The sequence below is a fragment of the Catenulispora sp. EB89 genome (genome assembly GCF_041261445.1).
Taxonomy (GTDB): domain Bacteria; phylum Actinomycetota; class Actinomycetes; order Streptomycetales; family Catenulisporaceae; genus Catenulispora.
This window is the reverse complement of record NZ_JBGCCU010000036.1, coordinates 89,174-102,705: the sequence shown is the minus strand read 5'-3', so window position 1 is coordinate 102,705 and position 13,532 is coordinate 89,174. Positions and strand designations below refer to the sequence as shown.

General features: G+C 68.7%; 12 protein-coding genes and 1 pseudogene. 8 read left to right on the top strand and 5 right to left on the bottom strand.

Going from position 1 to position 13,532, the window contains the following annotated elements; all coding sequences use genetic code 11:
* Positions 1 to 130 precede the first annotated feature (130 nt).
* Positions 131 to 769 carry an FMN-binding negative transcriptional regulator gene (locus ABH920_RS45305; RefSeq protein ID WP_370355546.1) on the bottom strand — a complete coding sequence of 213 codons (639 nt, stop codon included), beginning with the start codon at positions 767 to 769 and terminating at the stop codon, positions 131 to 133.
* Between the two features lie 122 nt (positions 770 to 891).
* On the opposite strand from ABH920_RS45305, the gene ABH920_RS45300 reads away from it, so the two are divergent.
* Positions 892 to 2,139, top strand: a complete 1,248-nt coding sequence (locus ABH920_RS45300) for a nucleotide disphospho-sugar-binding domain-containing protein (protein WP_370355545.1) — start codon at positions 892 to 894, stop codon at positions 2,137 to 2,139.
* A 24-nt stretch (positions 2,140 to 2,163) separates the two neighbouring features.
* Here ABH920_RS45300 and ABH920_RS45295 read toward each other — a convergent pair whose 3' ends face one another.
* A complete protein-coding gene (locus ABH920_RS45295; protein WP_370355544.1) occupies positions 2,164 to 2,814 on the bottom strand; it encodes a 4'-phosphopantetheinyl transferase in 651 nt (216 codons plus the stop codon).
* A gap of 148 nt (positions 2,815 to 2,962) precedes the next feature.
* On the opposite strand from ABH920_RS45295, the gene ABH920_RS45290 reads away from it, so the two are divergent.
* The 4 genes from ABH920_RS45290 to ABH920_RS45275 all read left to right on the top strand — a co-directional run bounded on the left by ABH920_RS45290 (position 2,963) and on the right by ABH920_RS45275 (position 7,909).
* Entirely contained in the window at positions 2,963 to 4,450 is a 1,488-nt protein-coding gene (locus ABH920_RS45290) for an FAD-dependent oxidoreductase (protein ID WP_370355543.1), read from the top strand.
* A gap of 18 nt (positions 4,451 to 4,468) precedes the next feature.
* Complete coding sequence (locus ABH920_RS45285) at positions 4,469 to 5,593, top strand: hypothetical protein (protein WP_370355542.1); 1,125 nt, start codon at positions 4,469 to 4,471, stop codon at positions 5,591 to 5,593.
* A gap of 12 nt (positions 5,594 to 5,605) precedes the next feature.
* Entirely contained in the window at positions 5,606 to 6,214 is a 609-nt protein-coding gene (locus tag ABH920_RS45280) for a TetR/AcrR family transcriptional regulator (protein WP_370355541.1), read from the top strand.
* Between the two features lie 438 nt (positions 6,215 to 6,652).
* Positions 6,653 to 7,909 carry a hypothetical protein gene (locus ABH920_RS45275; protein WP_370355540.1) on the top strand — a complete coding sequence of 419 codons (1,257 nt, stop codon included), beginning with the start codon at positions 6,653 to 6,655 and terminating at the stop codon, positions 7,907 to 7,909.
* A gap of 13 nt (positions 7,910 to 7,922) precedes the next feature.
* Here the strand turns inward: ABH920_RS45275 and ABH920_RS45270 are convergent, their stop codons facing one another.
* Positions 7,923 to 9,179 carry an FAD-dependent oxidoreductase gene (locus ABH920_RS45270; protein ID WP_370355539.1) on the bottom strand — a complete coding sequence of 419 codons (1,257 nt, stop codon included), beginning with the start codon at positions 9,177 to 9,179 and terminating at the stop codon, positions 7,923 to 7,925.
* Between the two features lie 134 nt (positions 9,180 to 9,313).
* Here ABH920_RS45270 and ABH920_RS45265 point away from each other — a divergent pair, with 134 nt between their 5' ends.
* Both ABH920_RS45265 and ABH920_RS45260 read left to right on the top strand, forming a co-directional pair.
* Positions 9,314 to 10,258, top strand: coding sequence for a LysR family transcriptional regulator (locus tag ABH920_RS45265; protein ID WP_370355538.1), 945 nt, complete (start codon positions 9,314 to 9,316; stop codon positions 10,256 to 10,258).
* A gap of 795 nt (positions 10,259 to 11,053) precedes the next feature.
* On the top strand, positions 11,054 to 11,494 hold the full coding sequence (locus ABH920_RS45260) for a DUF6228 family protein (RefSeq protein WP_370355537.1): 441 nt from the start codon (positions 11,054 to 11,056) through the stop codon (positions 11,492 to 11,494).
* A 28-nt stretch (positions 11,495 to 11,522) separates the two neighbouring features.
* On the opposite strand, the pseudogene ABH920_RS45255 reads toward ABH920_RS45260, so the two are convergent.
* Both ABH920_RS45255 and ABH920_RS45250 read right to left on the bottom strand, forming a co-directional pair.
* Positions 11,523 to 11,940, bottom strand: a pseudogene (locus ABH920_RS45255) (ATP-binding protein); the annotation flags it as partial.
* 131 nt (positions 11,941 to 12,071) lie between these two features.
* Positions 12,072 to 12,722, bottom strand: coding sequence for a hypothetical protein (locus ABH920_RS45250; RefSeq protein WP_370355536.1), 651 nt, complete (start codon positions 12,720 to 12,722; stop codon positions 12,072 to 12,074).
* 100 nt (positions 12,723 to 12,822) lie between these two features.
* Here ABH920_RS45250 and ABH920_RS45245 point away from each other — a divergent pair, with 100 nt between their 5' ends.
* The gene (locus ABH920_RS45245; RefSeq protein WP_370355535.1) at positions 12,823 to 13,347 is read left to right on the top strand and encodes a hypothetical protein; all 525 of its coding nucleotides are present in this window, start codon (positions 12,823 to 12,825) and stop codon (positions 13,345 to 13,347) included.
* Positions 13,348 to 13,532 lie beyond the last annotated feature (185 nt).

Genomic DNA, 13,532 nt, shown 5'->3' with positions numbered 1-13,532 from the left:
GACGTCGGCCGGGTCCTTGCGACCGGCGAGGCCTACGCCAGACCCGAACACCACAAGAAGGGCACCAAACCCCGCCGAAAAGGTTAAACGACAAGCTTAGCTCCGGCCGTAGCTCCGACTCCAGCCCCGATCAGGCGAGCCGATTCATCAAGTCCCCCACCGCCTGGCAGCGGGTGTCCGCGTGCGCGCGGAACGACTGCTCGACCCGGGCCCGGACCGGATCGCTCTGCTCCTGGCTCAGCTTGAACATCCCCTCGGCGCCGGTCACCTCGACGCGGAAGGCGCCGACGGCGGGCACGATGCGGCGGAAGTACTCCACCGACTCGGCCATGTCCCACTGGCTGCCGAAGCGCGCCTCGAAGGCCCGCACTGTCGCCTTCACGACGTCGAGCGTCTCCTCGATCGTGTCGATCTTGCGCACCGTGCCGCGCACGTGCACCGAGGTGAAGTTCCAGGTCGGCGCGGCCGGGGTGTAGTCGTAGGTGGTCGGCGTGACGTAGCCGTGCGGCCCGGTGAACGTCAGGAGCACGGCGCCGCCGTCCTCCAACGCCTCCCAGTGCGGGTTCTCCCGGTTCAGGTGGCCCAGCAGGACGCTGCCGGCCAGGTCGGCGGCGTCGGCGGCGAGCGATTCCGGGATGGCGGGCAGGTGGGTGGCGTACGGGACGCCGCCGGCCGGGCCGTTGGTCGTCACCAGCGCCAGGGGGTTGTCATGGAGGACTTCGATCATCCATGAGGCATCGGGCGCACGATAGTGACCGGGTACGAACATGGGGTCCTCCCTGGGCTCTGTCTCGTCGGCGGGACACGCTGAGCGGCTGCACTCACCATGGCCGAGGTCTCAGTGCTCTGCCTACCTTTGGACAAGGCATGAGCTCGCTTCCGGGAGGCGTCTTGAGGGTCTTGTTCGCGGTCTCGTCGTGGCCGACTCACTATTCCGCGATGGTGCCCTTCGGCTGGGCGCTGCAGGCCGCCGGGCACGACGTGCGGGTCTTGTGCACGCCGCCGCAGGTGCCGGCGCTGAGCGGGGCCGGGCTGACCCCGGTGCCGGTGCTGGACAGCCCCTCGGACGAGGTACGGCTGCGGGTGCAGTACTTCGCCGAGGCCCTGGACGGGATCTGGCCGTACCCCTGGCTGCCCCGGCACCCGCTGACCGGCGCCCGCATCGACAGCCTCGACGACTTCTCGGTCGAGGAGTTCCGCGAACGCCGACTCCCCGGCATCGCCGCCCGGGCCGCGGCGAGCTTCGACGCCGCCGTCGACTACGCCACGGCGTTCAAGCCGGACGTCGTCCTGCACGACCCCGCGAACCTGGAGGGCGCCCTCGCCGGCCGCGTCACCGGCGCCCGCACGGCGATGGTGCTGTGGGGAGCGGTCGGCCCCGCCGAGCCCGCGCACATGCGCATCGTGCCCGAGGACATCAGCGGCTCCTTCCCGCGCTACGGCCTGGGCCCCTTCGACCCCGGCACGATCGCCGCGGTCATCGACCCCTGCCCCAGCGCCGTAGCGCCGCCGATCGGAACCGCCGAGCGCTGGCCGGTGCAGTACGTGCCCTACAACGGAAGCTTCCCGGCACCGCGCTGGACCCTCGACCCCACCGACCGGCCCCGCATCTGCGTCACCTGGTCGACGGCCCTGCGCACGATGATCGGCCCGCCGGCGTTCCTGCTGCCGGAGATCGCCCGCGCCCTCGATGCCCTCGATGCCCTCGATGCCCTCGACGGCCTGGCCGGGCTCGACGCCGACGTGATCCTCACCGCGACCCCCCAGGACGTGGCGGACCTGGGCCCGATGCCGCCGAACGTCCGCGTCTTCGAACGCCTGCCCCTACGCCTGATCCTGCCGTCCTGCACCGCGGCCATCCACCACGGCGGCGCCGGCAGCACCCTGACGGCGCTGTGGGCCGGCGTACCGCAACTGCTACCGACCTTCGCCTCCGAACAAGCGGCATCAGCGAACCGCGTCGCCACCGCCGGCACCGGCATCCACCTGCCGGGCCACCTCGCCGACGCCCCCGCGCTCCGCAAAGCAGTCGACGACCTGCTGACCGACGCCTCGTACCCGAAGGCAGCCCGCGCGGCCCGCGACGAGATGCGGCTGCGGCCGACGCCGCTGGAGCTGATCGAGATGTTCGCGGACTGAGGTGCGGCCTAGCTCAGCGAGGCCCTATCCCTCCACGACAACCGCCGTCACCACGAACCCGCCCTCCACCGCGAACCGCCCCCGCATCCGCGTCAGCGCCACTCCCCCGACCTCCGGCCCGACCTGCTCCAGCTCCGCCACGAAAGTCCGCGCGACCGGCTCGAACCGCACCGTCGCGTCCTGGAAGTCCAGCCACCGCCGCGCCAGCGGGAACCAGGCTTTGTAGACCGACTCCTTCGCGCTGAACATCACCTTGTCCCAGTGCGTCGCCGGATGCCGCGAGCGCAGCTCCGCCAGCGCCGGGATCTCCTCCGGCCGCGCCACGACCTCCAGCACCCCGTCCGGCAGCGTCGAGTGCGGCTCCGCGTCGATCCCGACCGCCGCCAGCCGCCCGGCGCGCGCCACCGCCGCGGCGCGGTAGCCGTCGCAGTGCGTCAGGCTGCCGATGACGCCCTCGGGCCACAACGGCTCGTGCTTCGGCCCCGCCAGGATCGGCCCGGCCGCGCAGCCCAACTCGGCCAGCGCCTTGTGCGCGCACCAGCGCGCCGACGCGAACTCCCGCCGCCGCTTCTCGACCGCCCGGGCGACCAGCGCGGCCTCCTCCGGAAACAGGTCGTCGGCGTCACCGTACGTCTCGACCGAAACCACATCGGCCGGCAGCACCGCGTCGATCACACTCGTCCCCCAAGCTCAGCATCCAACGGCACCTGACATCGTCAACCAGACGCTCGGCGAACGACAACTCCCCCAGTCGCGGCATCCCTTGACTCCTCACACATCCATTCATACATTCACACATTATCTGTATGAATGGATGGCAGCAATGAACAGAGGCACAGCGGTCGTGGCGGGCGGCAGCATCGCAGGGCTCTGCGCCGCAGGAGTACTCGCCCGCCACTTCGAGAAAGTGATCGTTCTGGAACGGGACCAACTACCGCCGAACGCAGAGCACCGACGCGGCGTCCCCCAGAGCAAGCACCCGCATTTCCTCCTCAACTCCGGCCGCCGCGCGATCGGCGAGATCTTCCCAGGCTTCGAAGACGCCCTGATCGCGGCCGGCGGAATGCTGCTGATGCCGTCCATGGACGCCGCCTACTGCGAGAACGACGGCTGGGCACCCCGCAAACGCGGCTCCATGACGATGGTCTACAGCTCCCGAGTACTGATCGAACGCGTCCTGCGCGACATGGCCCGCCGGTTCCCCGCCATCGAACTCCGCGAAGGCACGACGGTCACCGGTCTGCTCTCCGTCGACGGAGGCACCCCGACCGGACACATCACCGGAGTCGAACACCGCACCGCCGATGGCGACGTCACCCGAATACCAGCCGACCTGGTCGTCGACGCCCTCGGCCGCGGCTCGTCGACCGTCGACTGGCTCGCCGCCGACGGCTGGCCCACGCCGCCGGAGAAGACCCTCGACGCCAAGGTCACCTACACCTCCCGCTGGTACGACCTCCCGCCGACGGCCCAACGCCCCACCGCCTGGTGGTGGAAGCACCTGATCATCACCCCGACCCAGAACCCTGACAACCACCCCGCCGAGCACGACTTCCTGAGCAACTTCTTCCCGATCGAGGGCGATCGGGCCATCGTCTGCCTGGGCTCGTGGGGCATCCCCATGCCGCGCGACGTCGAAGCGTTCGAATCGGCGGCGGACCGAGTACGCGCCACCGCCTTCGGCGCGGCCGCCAGGGCCTGCACGCCGACCTCGCCGGTGCACCTGACGCGCTCGACCGGCAACAAGTGGCGCCGCTTCGACCTCCTCGACACCCCACCGACCGGCCTGGTCTGCATCGGCGACTCGATCTGCGCGTTCAACCCGTTCTACGCCCAGGGCATGAGCTCCGCGGCCCGCTCGGCGCTGATCCTCGGCGACATGCTGCGCGAATACGACGTCTGCGACGCCGCGTTCTTCCGCAAGTTCCTCACCCGCCAGAAGAGGTCCCTGGCCGTGCCGTGGATGCTGGCGATGGCACGCGACCAGGCCTACGACTTCGCCACCGGAACGGAGCTCCCTCCGCGCTGGCGTCGACGAATAGCCGCGCGCCTGAGTTGGCCGCTCTTCAACGCCATCAACGCCGCCAGCCGCGAGGACGCCTACGTCGAGCGCACGTTCGCGGAGGTCTTCAACCTCGACAAGTCGCTGCGCCGGCTCGCCGCGGATCCACGCTTCTGGTACGGCGTCGCGCGTTACAAGCTGCGGCAACGGCTCGGTCGCACCGTCATCCCCGGCGGGTTCGACCAACACCGGGATCCGCCAGCCACGGACTATACGGACTACACCGGCTACACCGATTACGCGACCTGAGAAGCGGAGGCACCTGCGTTGGACCAGACCTGCGATCCGACCGCCGAGCGCATCGCCGAAGGCCTCGGCTTCTCCTGCCGCCACGCCAACCCGATCGTGACCTTCCGCAACCCGTTCAGCCTGAGCAACGGCACCATGCCGGTCCTGGAACTACTCATCGTCGGCGGCGCCGTGTTCGCCTTCTGGCACGCGTGGCGCCGGTGGCGGCACGACGGCGACCCGGCTAACCTCACGCTGTGGTTCGCCTCGGTCGCCTACCTGGCCGTCATCGAGCCACCGTTGTACTTTCCCGGCTGGTTCGGCCTGGACAAGCAGGTCGGGTTCATCTTCTCGCACAACGTGTTCACGGTGCAGTTCATGTACGACCGGCTGCCGCTCTACATCGTGGCTTTCTATCCGGCGCTGTCCCAGCTCGCCTACGAACTGGTGCGCACGCTGGGGGTGTTCGCACGGCGCGGCGCCCTCGTCGGCGCGCTGGCCGTCGCATTCGTCTGCCAGGTCTTCTACGAGATCTTCGACCAGCTCGGTCCGCAGCTGCGCTGGTGGGCCTGGAATCCCGGGGATACCAAGGTCAATAAGCCTGCGCTGGCTTCGGTGCCGATGAACAGCATGTTCTTGTTCGCTTCGGTGTCCTTCGCGGCGCTGACGTACCTGGTCGTCCGCCTGACCAGCACCAGTCCCAGCGCCAGCACCGGTGGCTTCGGCGTCGCCTGGCGATCCGTCATCGCAGGCGCCCTCGCTCCCCTGGCGATGCTGATCGCCGGCGCACCCGCAGGCGCCTTCCAAGGCCACGGCCACCTCACCATCCAGACGACGATCATCAGCATCGGACTCGCCATCGTCTGGATCATCGGCCTCGCCCTGATCGTCGACTCCTGGCGCGCGCCCCGCACCCACGCGGCACCGGCACCGGCACCGGCACCCCCGCCAACGCCCGCGCCCGCGCCACTGTTCGCCCGCACCTATCCCGCGATCTACCTGGCCACCCTCGCAGCCCTGTGGCTGGTCGCACTCCCCGCCTACTTCACCGCGACCAACGGCGTCACCTCCGCAGGAACACCGATCGGCAGCCTGTGGTACGCCACGCTCTGCGCGGCCGCCGCGACCGGCGTCATCCTCGCTGCACGCCGGACGACCAGGTAAAGTCCTGAGATCGTGGCGAAGCACGGATGGGGCGGCCGGCCCCCAGCGTCGGAGGCCGAGGCACGGCAACGGATCGTCGACGCGACCGCGCGCTGCGTGGACCGATACGGCGTCACCAAGACGACCCTGTCCGACGTCGCCACCGAGCTCGGCGTCACCCGCCAGACCGTCTACCGCCACTTCGCCCGCGTCAGCGACATCATCGCCGAGGTCGCGGCCCAGGGCGCCGACGCGTTCGTGGACCGCCTCGTCGCCCACCTGGCGGGCCGCACCGACCCGGCCGACGCCGTGATCGAGGGCATGGTCTTCTGCATCCGCACCATCCCCGCCGAACCCCGCGTAAGCCTCCTGCTCCGCCTCGACGACTCCGACGCCTTCGCCCGCGGCGCCACCACCGAAACCACCATCGCCTACGGCGCCCGCATGCTGCGCCGCTTCGCCGTCGACTGGACCGCCGCCGGCCTCACCGACCCCGACCTGCACGACCTGGCCGAGGTCATCATGCGCCTGCTCACCTCGTTCCTCCAGCACCCCGGCAACGCCCCGCAGGACGAGGAGCGGCTGCGCGCGCTGCTCAACCGCTGGCTGGCGCCGGCGCTGCGCGATGTCGTAGTTCGGTAAGTGCGGCTGGTGGGCACGTTGCGGTTTGTCTGTGGCTTTACAGGCGGTTTTACGGCTTCGCCTAAGGTTTGGTGACCTCGCAGGGGGACGCAGTTCGGTTGAGCGCCGCATGTCACGTTGGCGGCCGCCGGTTGTCATGAACACGACCGCGCGGTGGTTCAGGTCTCTGCGGCGATGCGCTGGCGACTGGCGACTGGCGGCCTGCGGTGTCGGTGGCGCGTGCTATATCTACGCATAAGGGGCGTTAATGCCCTAACAAAATGCCACCACACCCGACTCGCACACCAGGCTGCGCTGGCGACCGCCGGCATTTCACGTGCAAGACCACGCGTGCACTCGGTCACTGCACATACCCCATCCGCGCCGCTCACCGCCGGCGAACCGTAGCCTTTCGCGAATCAGCCGACTGCGAACCCCCCACCGGTCTAGTCTCTGCTGGTGTCCTCCACGCGAGCACCCTTCCGAGCCTCCTACGCGCTGGCCGCCATCGCCATCGCCGTGTCGATAGCCACCGCGGCCTGCGGTTCCACCGCCACCACCTCGGCACAGGCCGCGAACCCGACGCCGTCCGCGTCGCGCACCCCCACAGCCGGCGCCGCCACGACGTCCCACGCGTCGCCGTCCTCAGCCGCCTCCGCGCCATCGGCAACGAGCGCCAAGCCCACCGCGACCACCCCGTCCGAGGCTGCCTCCACCCCGGTCCCGCCGCCGTCCTTCGGCAACCCCGACGGCCACGCTCCCGTCCCGCTGGCCGCCCGGGCGGCCGACACCTCGCATCCCACCACCGTCGTCGGCGACGGCACCGCGGCCGGGTGCACGTCCGCCGCCGTGGTCGCCGCCGTCGCCAAAGGCGGGGTCATCACCTTCTCCTGCGGGCCCGCGCCGGTCGTGATCACCATGTCGGCCACGGCCAAGGTGGTCAACACCTCCCAGCGCGTCGTCCTCGACGGCGGCGGCAAGGTCACCCTCAGCGGTGGCGGCCAGCGGCGCATCCTTTACATGAACACCTGCGACCAGGCGCAGACCTGGATCACGTCGCACTGCCAGAACCAGTCCACCCCGCAGCTGACGCTGCAGAACATCACTTTCGCTAACGGCGACTCCACCGGCCAGCAGGCCTACGGCGGCGGAGGCGGCGCGGTCTTCGCCAGCGGCGGACGGCTGGCGATCGTCAACGCCCGCTTTGTGGCCAACCGCTGCGACTCCACCGGTCCCGACCTCGGCGGCGCCGCGGTGCGGGCCCTCGAACAGTGGCAGAACCAGCCGGTCTACGTCGTCGACAGCACCTTCGGCGGCGCTCCGGGCCAAGGCGGCGTCTGCTCCAACGGCGGCGCCCTGAGCAGCATCGGCGTCTCCTGGGACGTCATCAACTGTGTCATGTCCTACAACAAGGCCATCGGCAACGGCGCCAACCCCGCGGCGCCGGGCACCCCCGGCGGCGGCAGCGGCGGCGCCATCTACACCGACGGCGACGACTACACCGTCACGATCGCCGGCACCCGCATCGACCACAACACCGCGAACGAAGGCGGCGGCGCGCTCTTCTACGTCAGCAACAACCGCACCGGCACGCTGACCATCCACGACTCCACCCTGAGCGCCAACGTCAACGACAAGTTCTCCACCGACGGCTACCCCGGCGTGTTCTTCCTCGGATCCGGCCAGCCGGCGGTCAGCGGATCAACGCTCGAATAGCGCTGCCAGCCGCTCAGCCCGGCAGCCACGCCCCCTGGCGCTCAAGCTCGCGGCGAACAACCGCCGTCTCGACATCAGCACCAGCACCCCCAGCACCCCCCGCCGCGAAAGCCGCCGCCACCCCGGCCGCCTGCCCAGTCGCGAAGGCGGTCCCCATCACCCGCATCGAGGCGCCCGCGCCGCGATCGCCGTCCACGGTCCGGCCCGCCGCGAAGAGGTTCGCCGTGTTGCGGCTGCGCAGCACGTCCAGCGGGATGCCGTAGTACCCCGGCTCGCCGAGGTGGATCCACTCCAGCGGCATCCCGGGCCCCGGGTGCGACTCGATCGGCCACGCCCCCAGCGCCACGGCCTCACCCATCGGCCCGGGTTCCAGCACTTCCTTCTCAGTGAGCTGAGAGCGTCCGATCACATGCCGCGACTCGCGCGTGCCCAGCTCGGGTCCGGTGCTCACGATGTACGCCGAACCTCCCCCGGGCATGGTCCGGATGACCCGGAGGCAGGCCTGCGCCTGACCCCGCCCACCGCGCTCGGCGCGGCTGGTGTCCGCGGCACTGCGCGCGTCGTACTCCTCGTCGGCGATGTAGGTGATCAAGTCCTCTGATACCGGCATCCGCGCGATCAGCCCGGAGGTCCCGGTCAGCCCGGGCATCCCGGCCGCCTTGGCCGCACGCAGCGCCGCGGACACCGACGCGCGGGTGATCGGCGCGTCGGCCGGGATCCCCCCGAACCGCACGCCGAGGGTGCCGTTGAGCACCTTGCCATCGTTGCCGTAGCGCACCTCCGCACCGCCCAGATGTGCCAGGTCGGCCTCGCCGGTGGCGTCGACGAACGTGTCGGCGCCGTACTCGTGGATGCCGGAGTGGTCGGCGACCTGCACGCCGATGATCCGGTCCCCCTCCCGGGCGGCGGCACATATGTGACTGTGCAGCAGCACGTCCACCCCCGCGCGCTCACAGAGCTCGTCCGCGACGCGTTTGACCCCCTCGGGATCGAAGACGACGGCCACCGCCATGAACTTGCGCGGCTCGGTCACCGCGCCGAGCTCGCGCAGCCCCGCCAGCATCTCCTCGGCGACCCCGAACACGACCTGCTTGAGGTCCTGCGTGTACAGGCCGCAGTAGGTCACCACATTGCGCAGCGTCGCCGCGCCGCCCAGGCAGGGCCCGCGCTCGATGAGCAGGACGCGGGCACCCGCGCGCCGAGCCCCGATCGCCGCCGCTATACCCGCAGATCCCCCACCCGCGACGATGACGTCATAGTGATCGATCACTGACAACCTCTTCCCCGAGGAACGGACTGTCGGCCAATGTCCGCCCAGTAGATCGACTTTGACAGGGGCCGTCCAATGCCAACAGATCAGAGCCCATATGCTCTACAGGCATATCGAGGTGAAAAGAGAGCCCCGTGGAACTGCGTCATCTGAGGTATTTCGCGGCCGTCGTGGACGAGGGTTCCTTCTCCCGCGCGGCCGACGTGCTGCACATCACGCAGCCGGCGCTGAGCCGGCAGATCCGGTACCTCGAACGCGAAGTCGGCGCGCAGCTGTTCGAGCGCAGCGCGAGCGGAACGAAGGTCACCGACGCCGGAGCCGCGCTGCACCACCACGCACTCGTCCTGCTGCGGCTCGCCGACGCCACCAAGGAGATGGTCCACACCGCGACCGGCGCAGCAAGCGAGGCGGTACACGTGGGAATCCCCCAAGGACTCACCGCCGAATGGCTGCTCCGCCTACTGGCCGCACTGAGAACCGACGTCCCGCACGCAGCCATCACCTTCACCGAGACCGGCAGCGCCGACCAGCTGGACATGCTCCGCGAAGGCCGCCTCGACCTGGGCATCGTGCGCGAACAACCGAGCGCCGACCTCACCGGCAAGCACCTGTTCGACGTCCCATTCGGCATCGCGGTCCGCCCCGGCCACCACCTCGCCGCCCAACCAGCCTGCCACCTCCGCGACCTCGACGGCATCCGCACCCTCGCCCACGGCCGAGGCCAGGTCCCAACCGTCGACGACCACCTGGCCCTCGCCGCCCACGAGGCGGGCGCAGCCCCCCTCTGGCACTTCGCCCAGTTCTCCGAGCACGCCCTGGCCTGCGCCGAAGCCACCCACGCCGACGCGGTCCTCCTCATCGAACACTCCGCGCGCCGACTACTCCCAGGCTGGCCCTGGATACCCCTGGCCGAGCCGGGGATAGCCCTGTCCACCTGGCTCGCCTGGCCGCCGAACGCCCGCCAGGTGGTGAGCGAAGTCGCGCAGGTGACCGTTGCATGCAGCGCCCTTGGCTCCGGAACCGGCGCTGGTGACCACACCATTCCAGGCGTGGTCACCAGTGCCGTTCTCAGCCGCTAAGCCGCGGCCTGGAACTAGAGCTTGAGCTAGAACTTGAGCTAGATGCTCACGCCACCCAGCACCTGCCAAGCCATCACAATCCGCTGCACCTGATTTGTACCCTCATAGATCTGCGTGATCCACAAACCGAGGTATGACGCCGACAGCCCACCTGAACTGCCGTTCTCTCTTCTGGCGTCTTTGGTCGTTTCGGTCCTCTTCGATGTCATGACGGACCAGTCACGGACCGCAGCCGGACCAGCAAGACTAGCTCGATTGGGTACCGCGAGCCTTCCACCAGTTGCTTGGCCGGTTGGCCTAGTAGTGCTCGCACGTGAAGATCGGCAGGCCGAAGAACGGACCAAACGCCGCCTGCTGCTCGGCGACCGAGTCAGTCACGTAATCGAGTCGAGGAGACGTAAAACCCCAGGTCGGCCGGGTTTGCTGGGGTTCGGCTTCGGTGCCCTCAGCAGGATTCGACCTCGACCATCGGATTAGAAGTCCGGCGCGCAGTCCATTGCGCATGTGCTCTGACCTGCTTGAATAGAGGCAACTACTTGTTGATCAAGTCAGGCGGCTGAAGCCCGCGGTCTTCTCCAGTCGCCTCACTGGCTCTGACGTTCTCGTGTGGCCCCATCAGGACGTCTTGAGCGGGCCCCACCTATAGATCGAATGGTTTGTCAGGGCGTCTCGCGATGGCCCCGGATGTTGGTCCGAGCTGACCCCGCCTCCGTCGTCGGGTCGCAGGCCTCCAACCCATTTGTCGGGCCGATGTGACGCGGTCCTGCGGCTGATGGTCAGCTATCGTCGGGAGGCATGCGTCTCGAAGATCACAGCGGGCCCTCGGAGATCGTGATCCGCTGCCAGGAGCATCGCTCGACCCGTGTGCGTCTGTTCGCTCCGGAGGCGCACGGCGACGACGAGTTGGTGTTCGGCATGGAGGCTCAGGCCGACGGACTCCAGGCCCGTCTCGAACGCGTGGAGGTCCATCCTTGGCAGACGGAGTATCTGTCGACCTTCCTCGGCGGGCTCGCCGCCGACTTCCGCGGCTGGGACGGAGAGCGGGTGTGGCGGACCAACCATTTGGGTCTGGCTGCAACGTTCGCTTCCGGGGGCCATGTGCGCCTGGTGTGGACTCTGAGTGACTCGTTGGTGATGCCAGACTCCTGGCAGGCATCGGTGTCGACCTGGATTGAGGCCGGCGAGCAGATGGTGCAGGTCGCCGAACAGGCTCGGGAGTTCCTGCGCGGGTGGTGAGATGGTCAACCCGTCGGAGCGGCGGCCTGCGGTTCTTGGCGTGGGCGAGCCGGTAGGACCGGCTGCCGGTCTCGATGATGGTGCCGTTGAACGTGAGCCTGCCGACGATCGCCCCGCAGAGCCGGGGGTCGGTGAAGGTCTTTGTCCAGCCACTGAGAGATTTGTTACTTGCTATCGCAGCACTGTTCTTCTCCTCCCGCTCGGTCAGAATCTGGAACAGCAGCTCCGCCCCACGGCGGTCGAGTTCCAGGTAGCCGAGCTCGTCGATCACGAGGAGATCAACACGCCTGTATCGGGCGATGGTCTTAGTCAGCATCTCTCGTCGGCAGCCTCGACCAGCTCGTTGACGAGTTTCACAGCCAGGGCGTAGCGGACCCGGAACCCGCCATCGCGGCTTGCGAGCCCAGGGCGATGAGCAGGTGGGACTTGCCGGTGCCGGAAACGCCGAAGGGTTCGAGACCGGGATCTGGCTGAACCTGCGGGTTGACCGCTACGCGATGGTCACGGTGAGGATGGCGCGCTGCCGAAAACACCCCTGCAAGCTGGGATGATGCTGGATCACGGCGCTACGATCGATCTATCTGCCGGCAACCCGGATCTTCGCCTGGATCCGACTTTCAAGCCGGGATACGACGGCGAAGAAGGTCGAAATCCTGATCCTGCGCCACCAACTGGCCGTCGCGCAGCGCCATGAACCCCGGCTGGCGCGCAAGCTCACCTGATCGGACCGAGCCTGGGGGATGTGAATGACCTCTCGCGTCTCGAAGGTCGCGCGTTGGCCGTATTCGGTGACCTGCACGTACCCGGATATGTGGCCGTGGGCGTCGGCGATCGGATAGATGCTGGGGCAGTCCAGGTTGTACAGGGCCACCGGCTGATTACCGACCCACACCAGTTCCAGATAGGCGTCGCCGAAGACCAGCAGGTCCACGATCGCGCCGCGTATCACTTGGCGGATGTCGTCGCGCTGGTTGCACCAGGCAAGCATCCGATCCAGCGCCGGCACGTTCGCCGGCTTGACCGGCTGCGGCTGGTCGCCCTGCCCGGTGTCCGAATCCCAGTCGGTGACCGGGCCGCCAGCGGTGATCGTGCGGACGATGGCATTGACGGCGCAGAACGACCACGGGCAGGCCACGTAGGCGTCGTACAGGGTCTTCAAGGTGGTGCGGCGGTCAGCCGGGCCCGCGTTGCCGATGCCCTGGTCACGGGAGCGGTCTGCTCCCACCACAGCAAAGGCTCATGCTCCGGCGGCCGGTGCCCGAAGGCGCCGATCGTGGCGGGGGCGATCTCGAACGTGGCAGTGCCGGAAAGCTCTAGGCTGTGTGGCTATGGCAAAGCTGTGGCAGGTGGCTTCTGAGGATGAACGGCCGCAGTGGGCGTTGGTTCCTCACGTCAGCGTGGGGCCGCTTCGGTTCGAGATGAGCCCGGCGGAGGTAGCAGCCTCGATCGGCGCGCAGCGCCCGACAATTAGCCGAAGCAACGCCCACGACGGTCTGGTCCGGGAGTCGTATCCAGATCCAGGCTTGACGCTGTACTACCGGCCGCAAGATCCCAAGCTGTTCGGAATCTCAGTAAACGCACTGCGCGGTCCTCAGGTGTCCTTCGAGGGGCGCGCTCTCGTCGGCCAGGTTCCCTCCGAGGTGGAGCAGTGGCTCTTCGAGCGCGCCGAGCAACGCCCGGCACACAGCGAGTTGTTCTACCTGCCAGCAGCCGAATGCGGATCCTTCAGCCTCGGCATGGTCGTCTGCGTGCAGCGGGCTGGCGACCGGCTGATATCGCGGCCGGTCTTCCTGCCAGCCGACGCGAACGACGACATGTACCACCAGTTACCTTCCGAGGCGTGGCAGATCTAACGGAGCTGGCGGCGCGGAGCAGCACAAAGATAAGCCGCACGCTTGGCGTCACTACTTCGCCAGCGATAGCCTTCGGCGGCTGGTCCCTCTCACCTCGGTTTCCTCGGGTCTGGGGCACGCCAGCGCCAAGGTCACGTTCGACGTCTACGGGCACCAGATGCCCGACGCGCACGGGATCTCGATGG

Coding starts and splice junctions, on each gene's coding strand:
- ABH920_RS45305 (WP_370355546.1), bottom strand. CDS start 769: ATGTTCGTACCCGGTCACTATCGTGCGCCCGATGCCTCATGGATGATC.
- ABH920_RS45290 (WP_370355543.1), top strand. CDS start 2,963: ATGAACAGAGGCACAGCGGTCGTGGCGGGCGGCAGCATCGCAGGGCTC.
- ABH920_RS45260 (WP_370355537.1), top strand. CDS start 11,054: ATGCGTCTCGAAGATCACAGCGGGCCCTCGGAGATCGTGATCCGCTGC.
- ABH920_RS45245 (WP_370355535.1), top strand. CDS start 12,823: ATGGCAAAGCTGTGGCAGGTGGCTTCTGAGGATGAACGGCCGCAGTGG.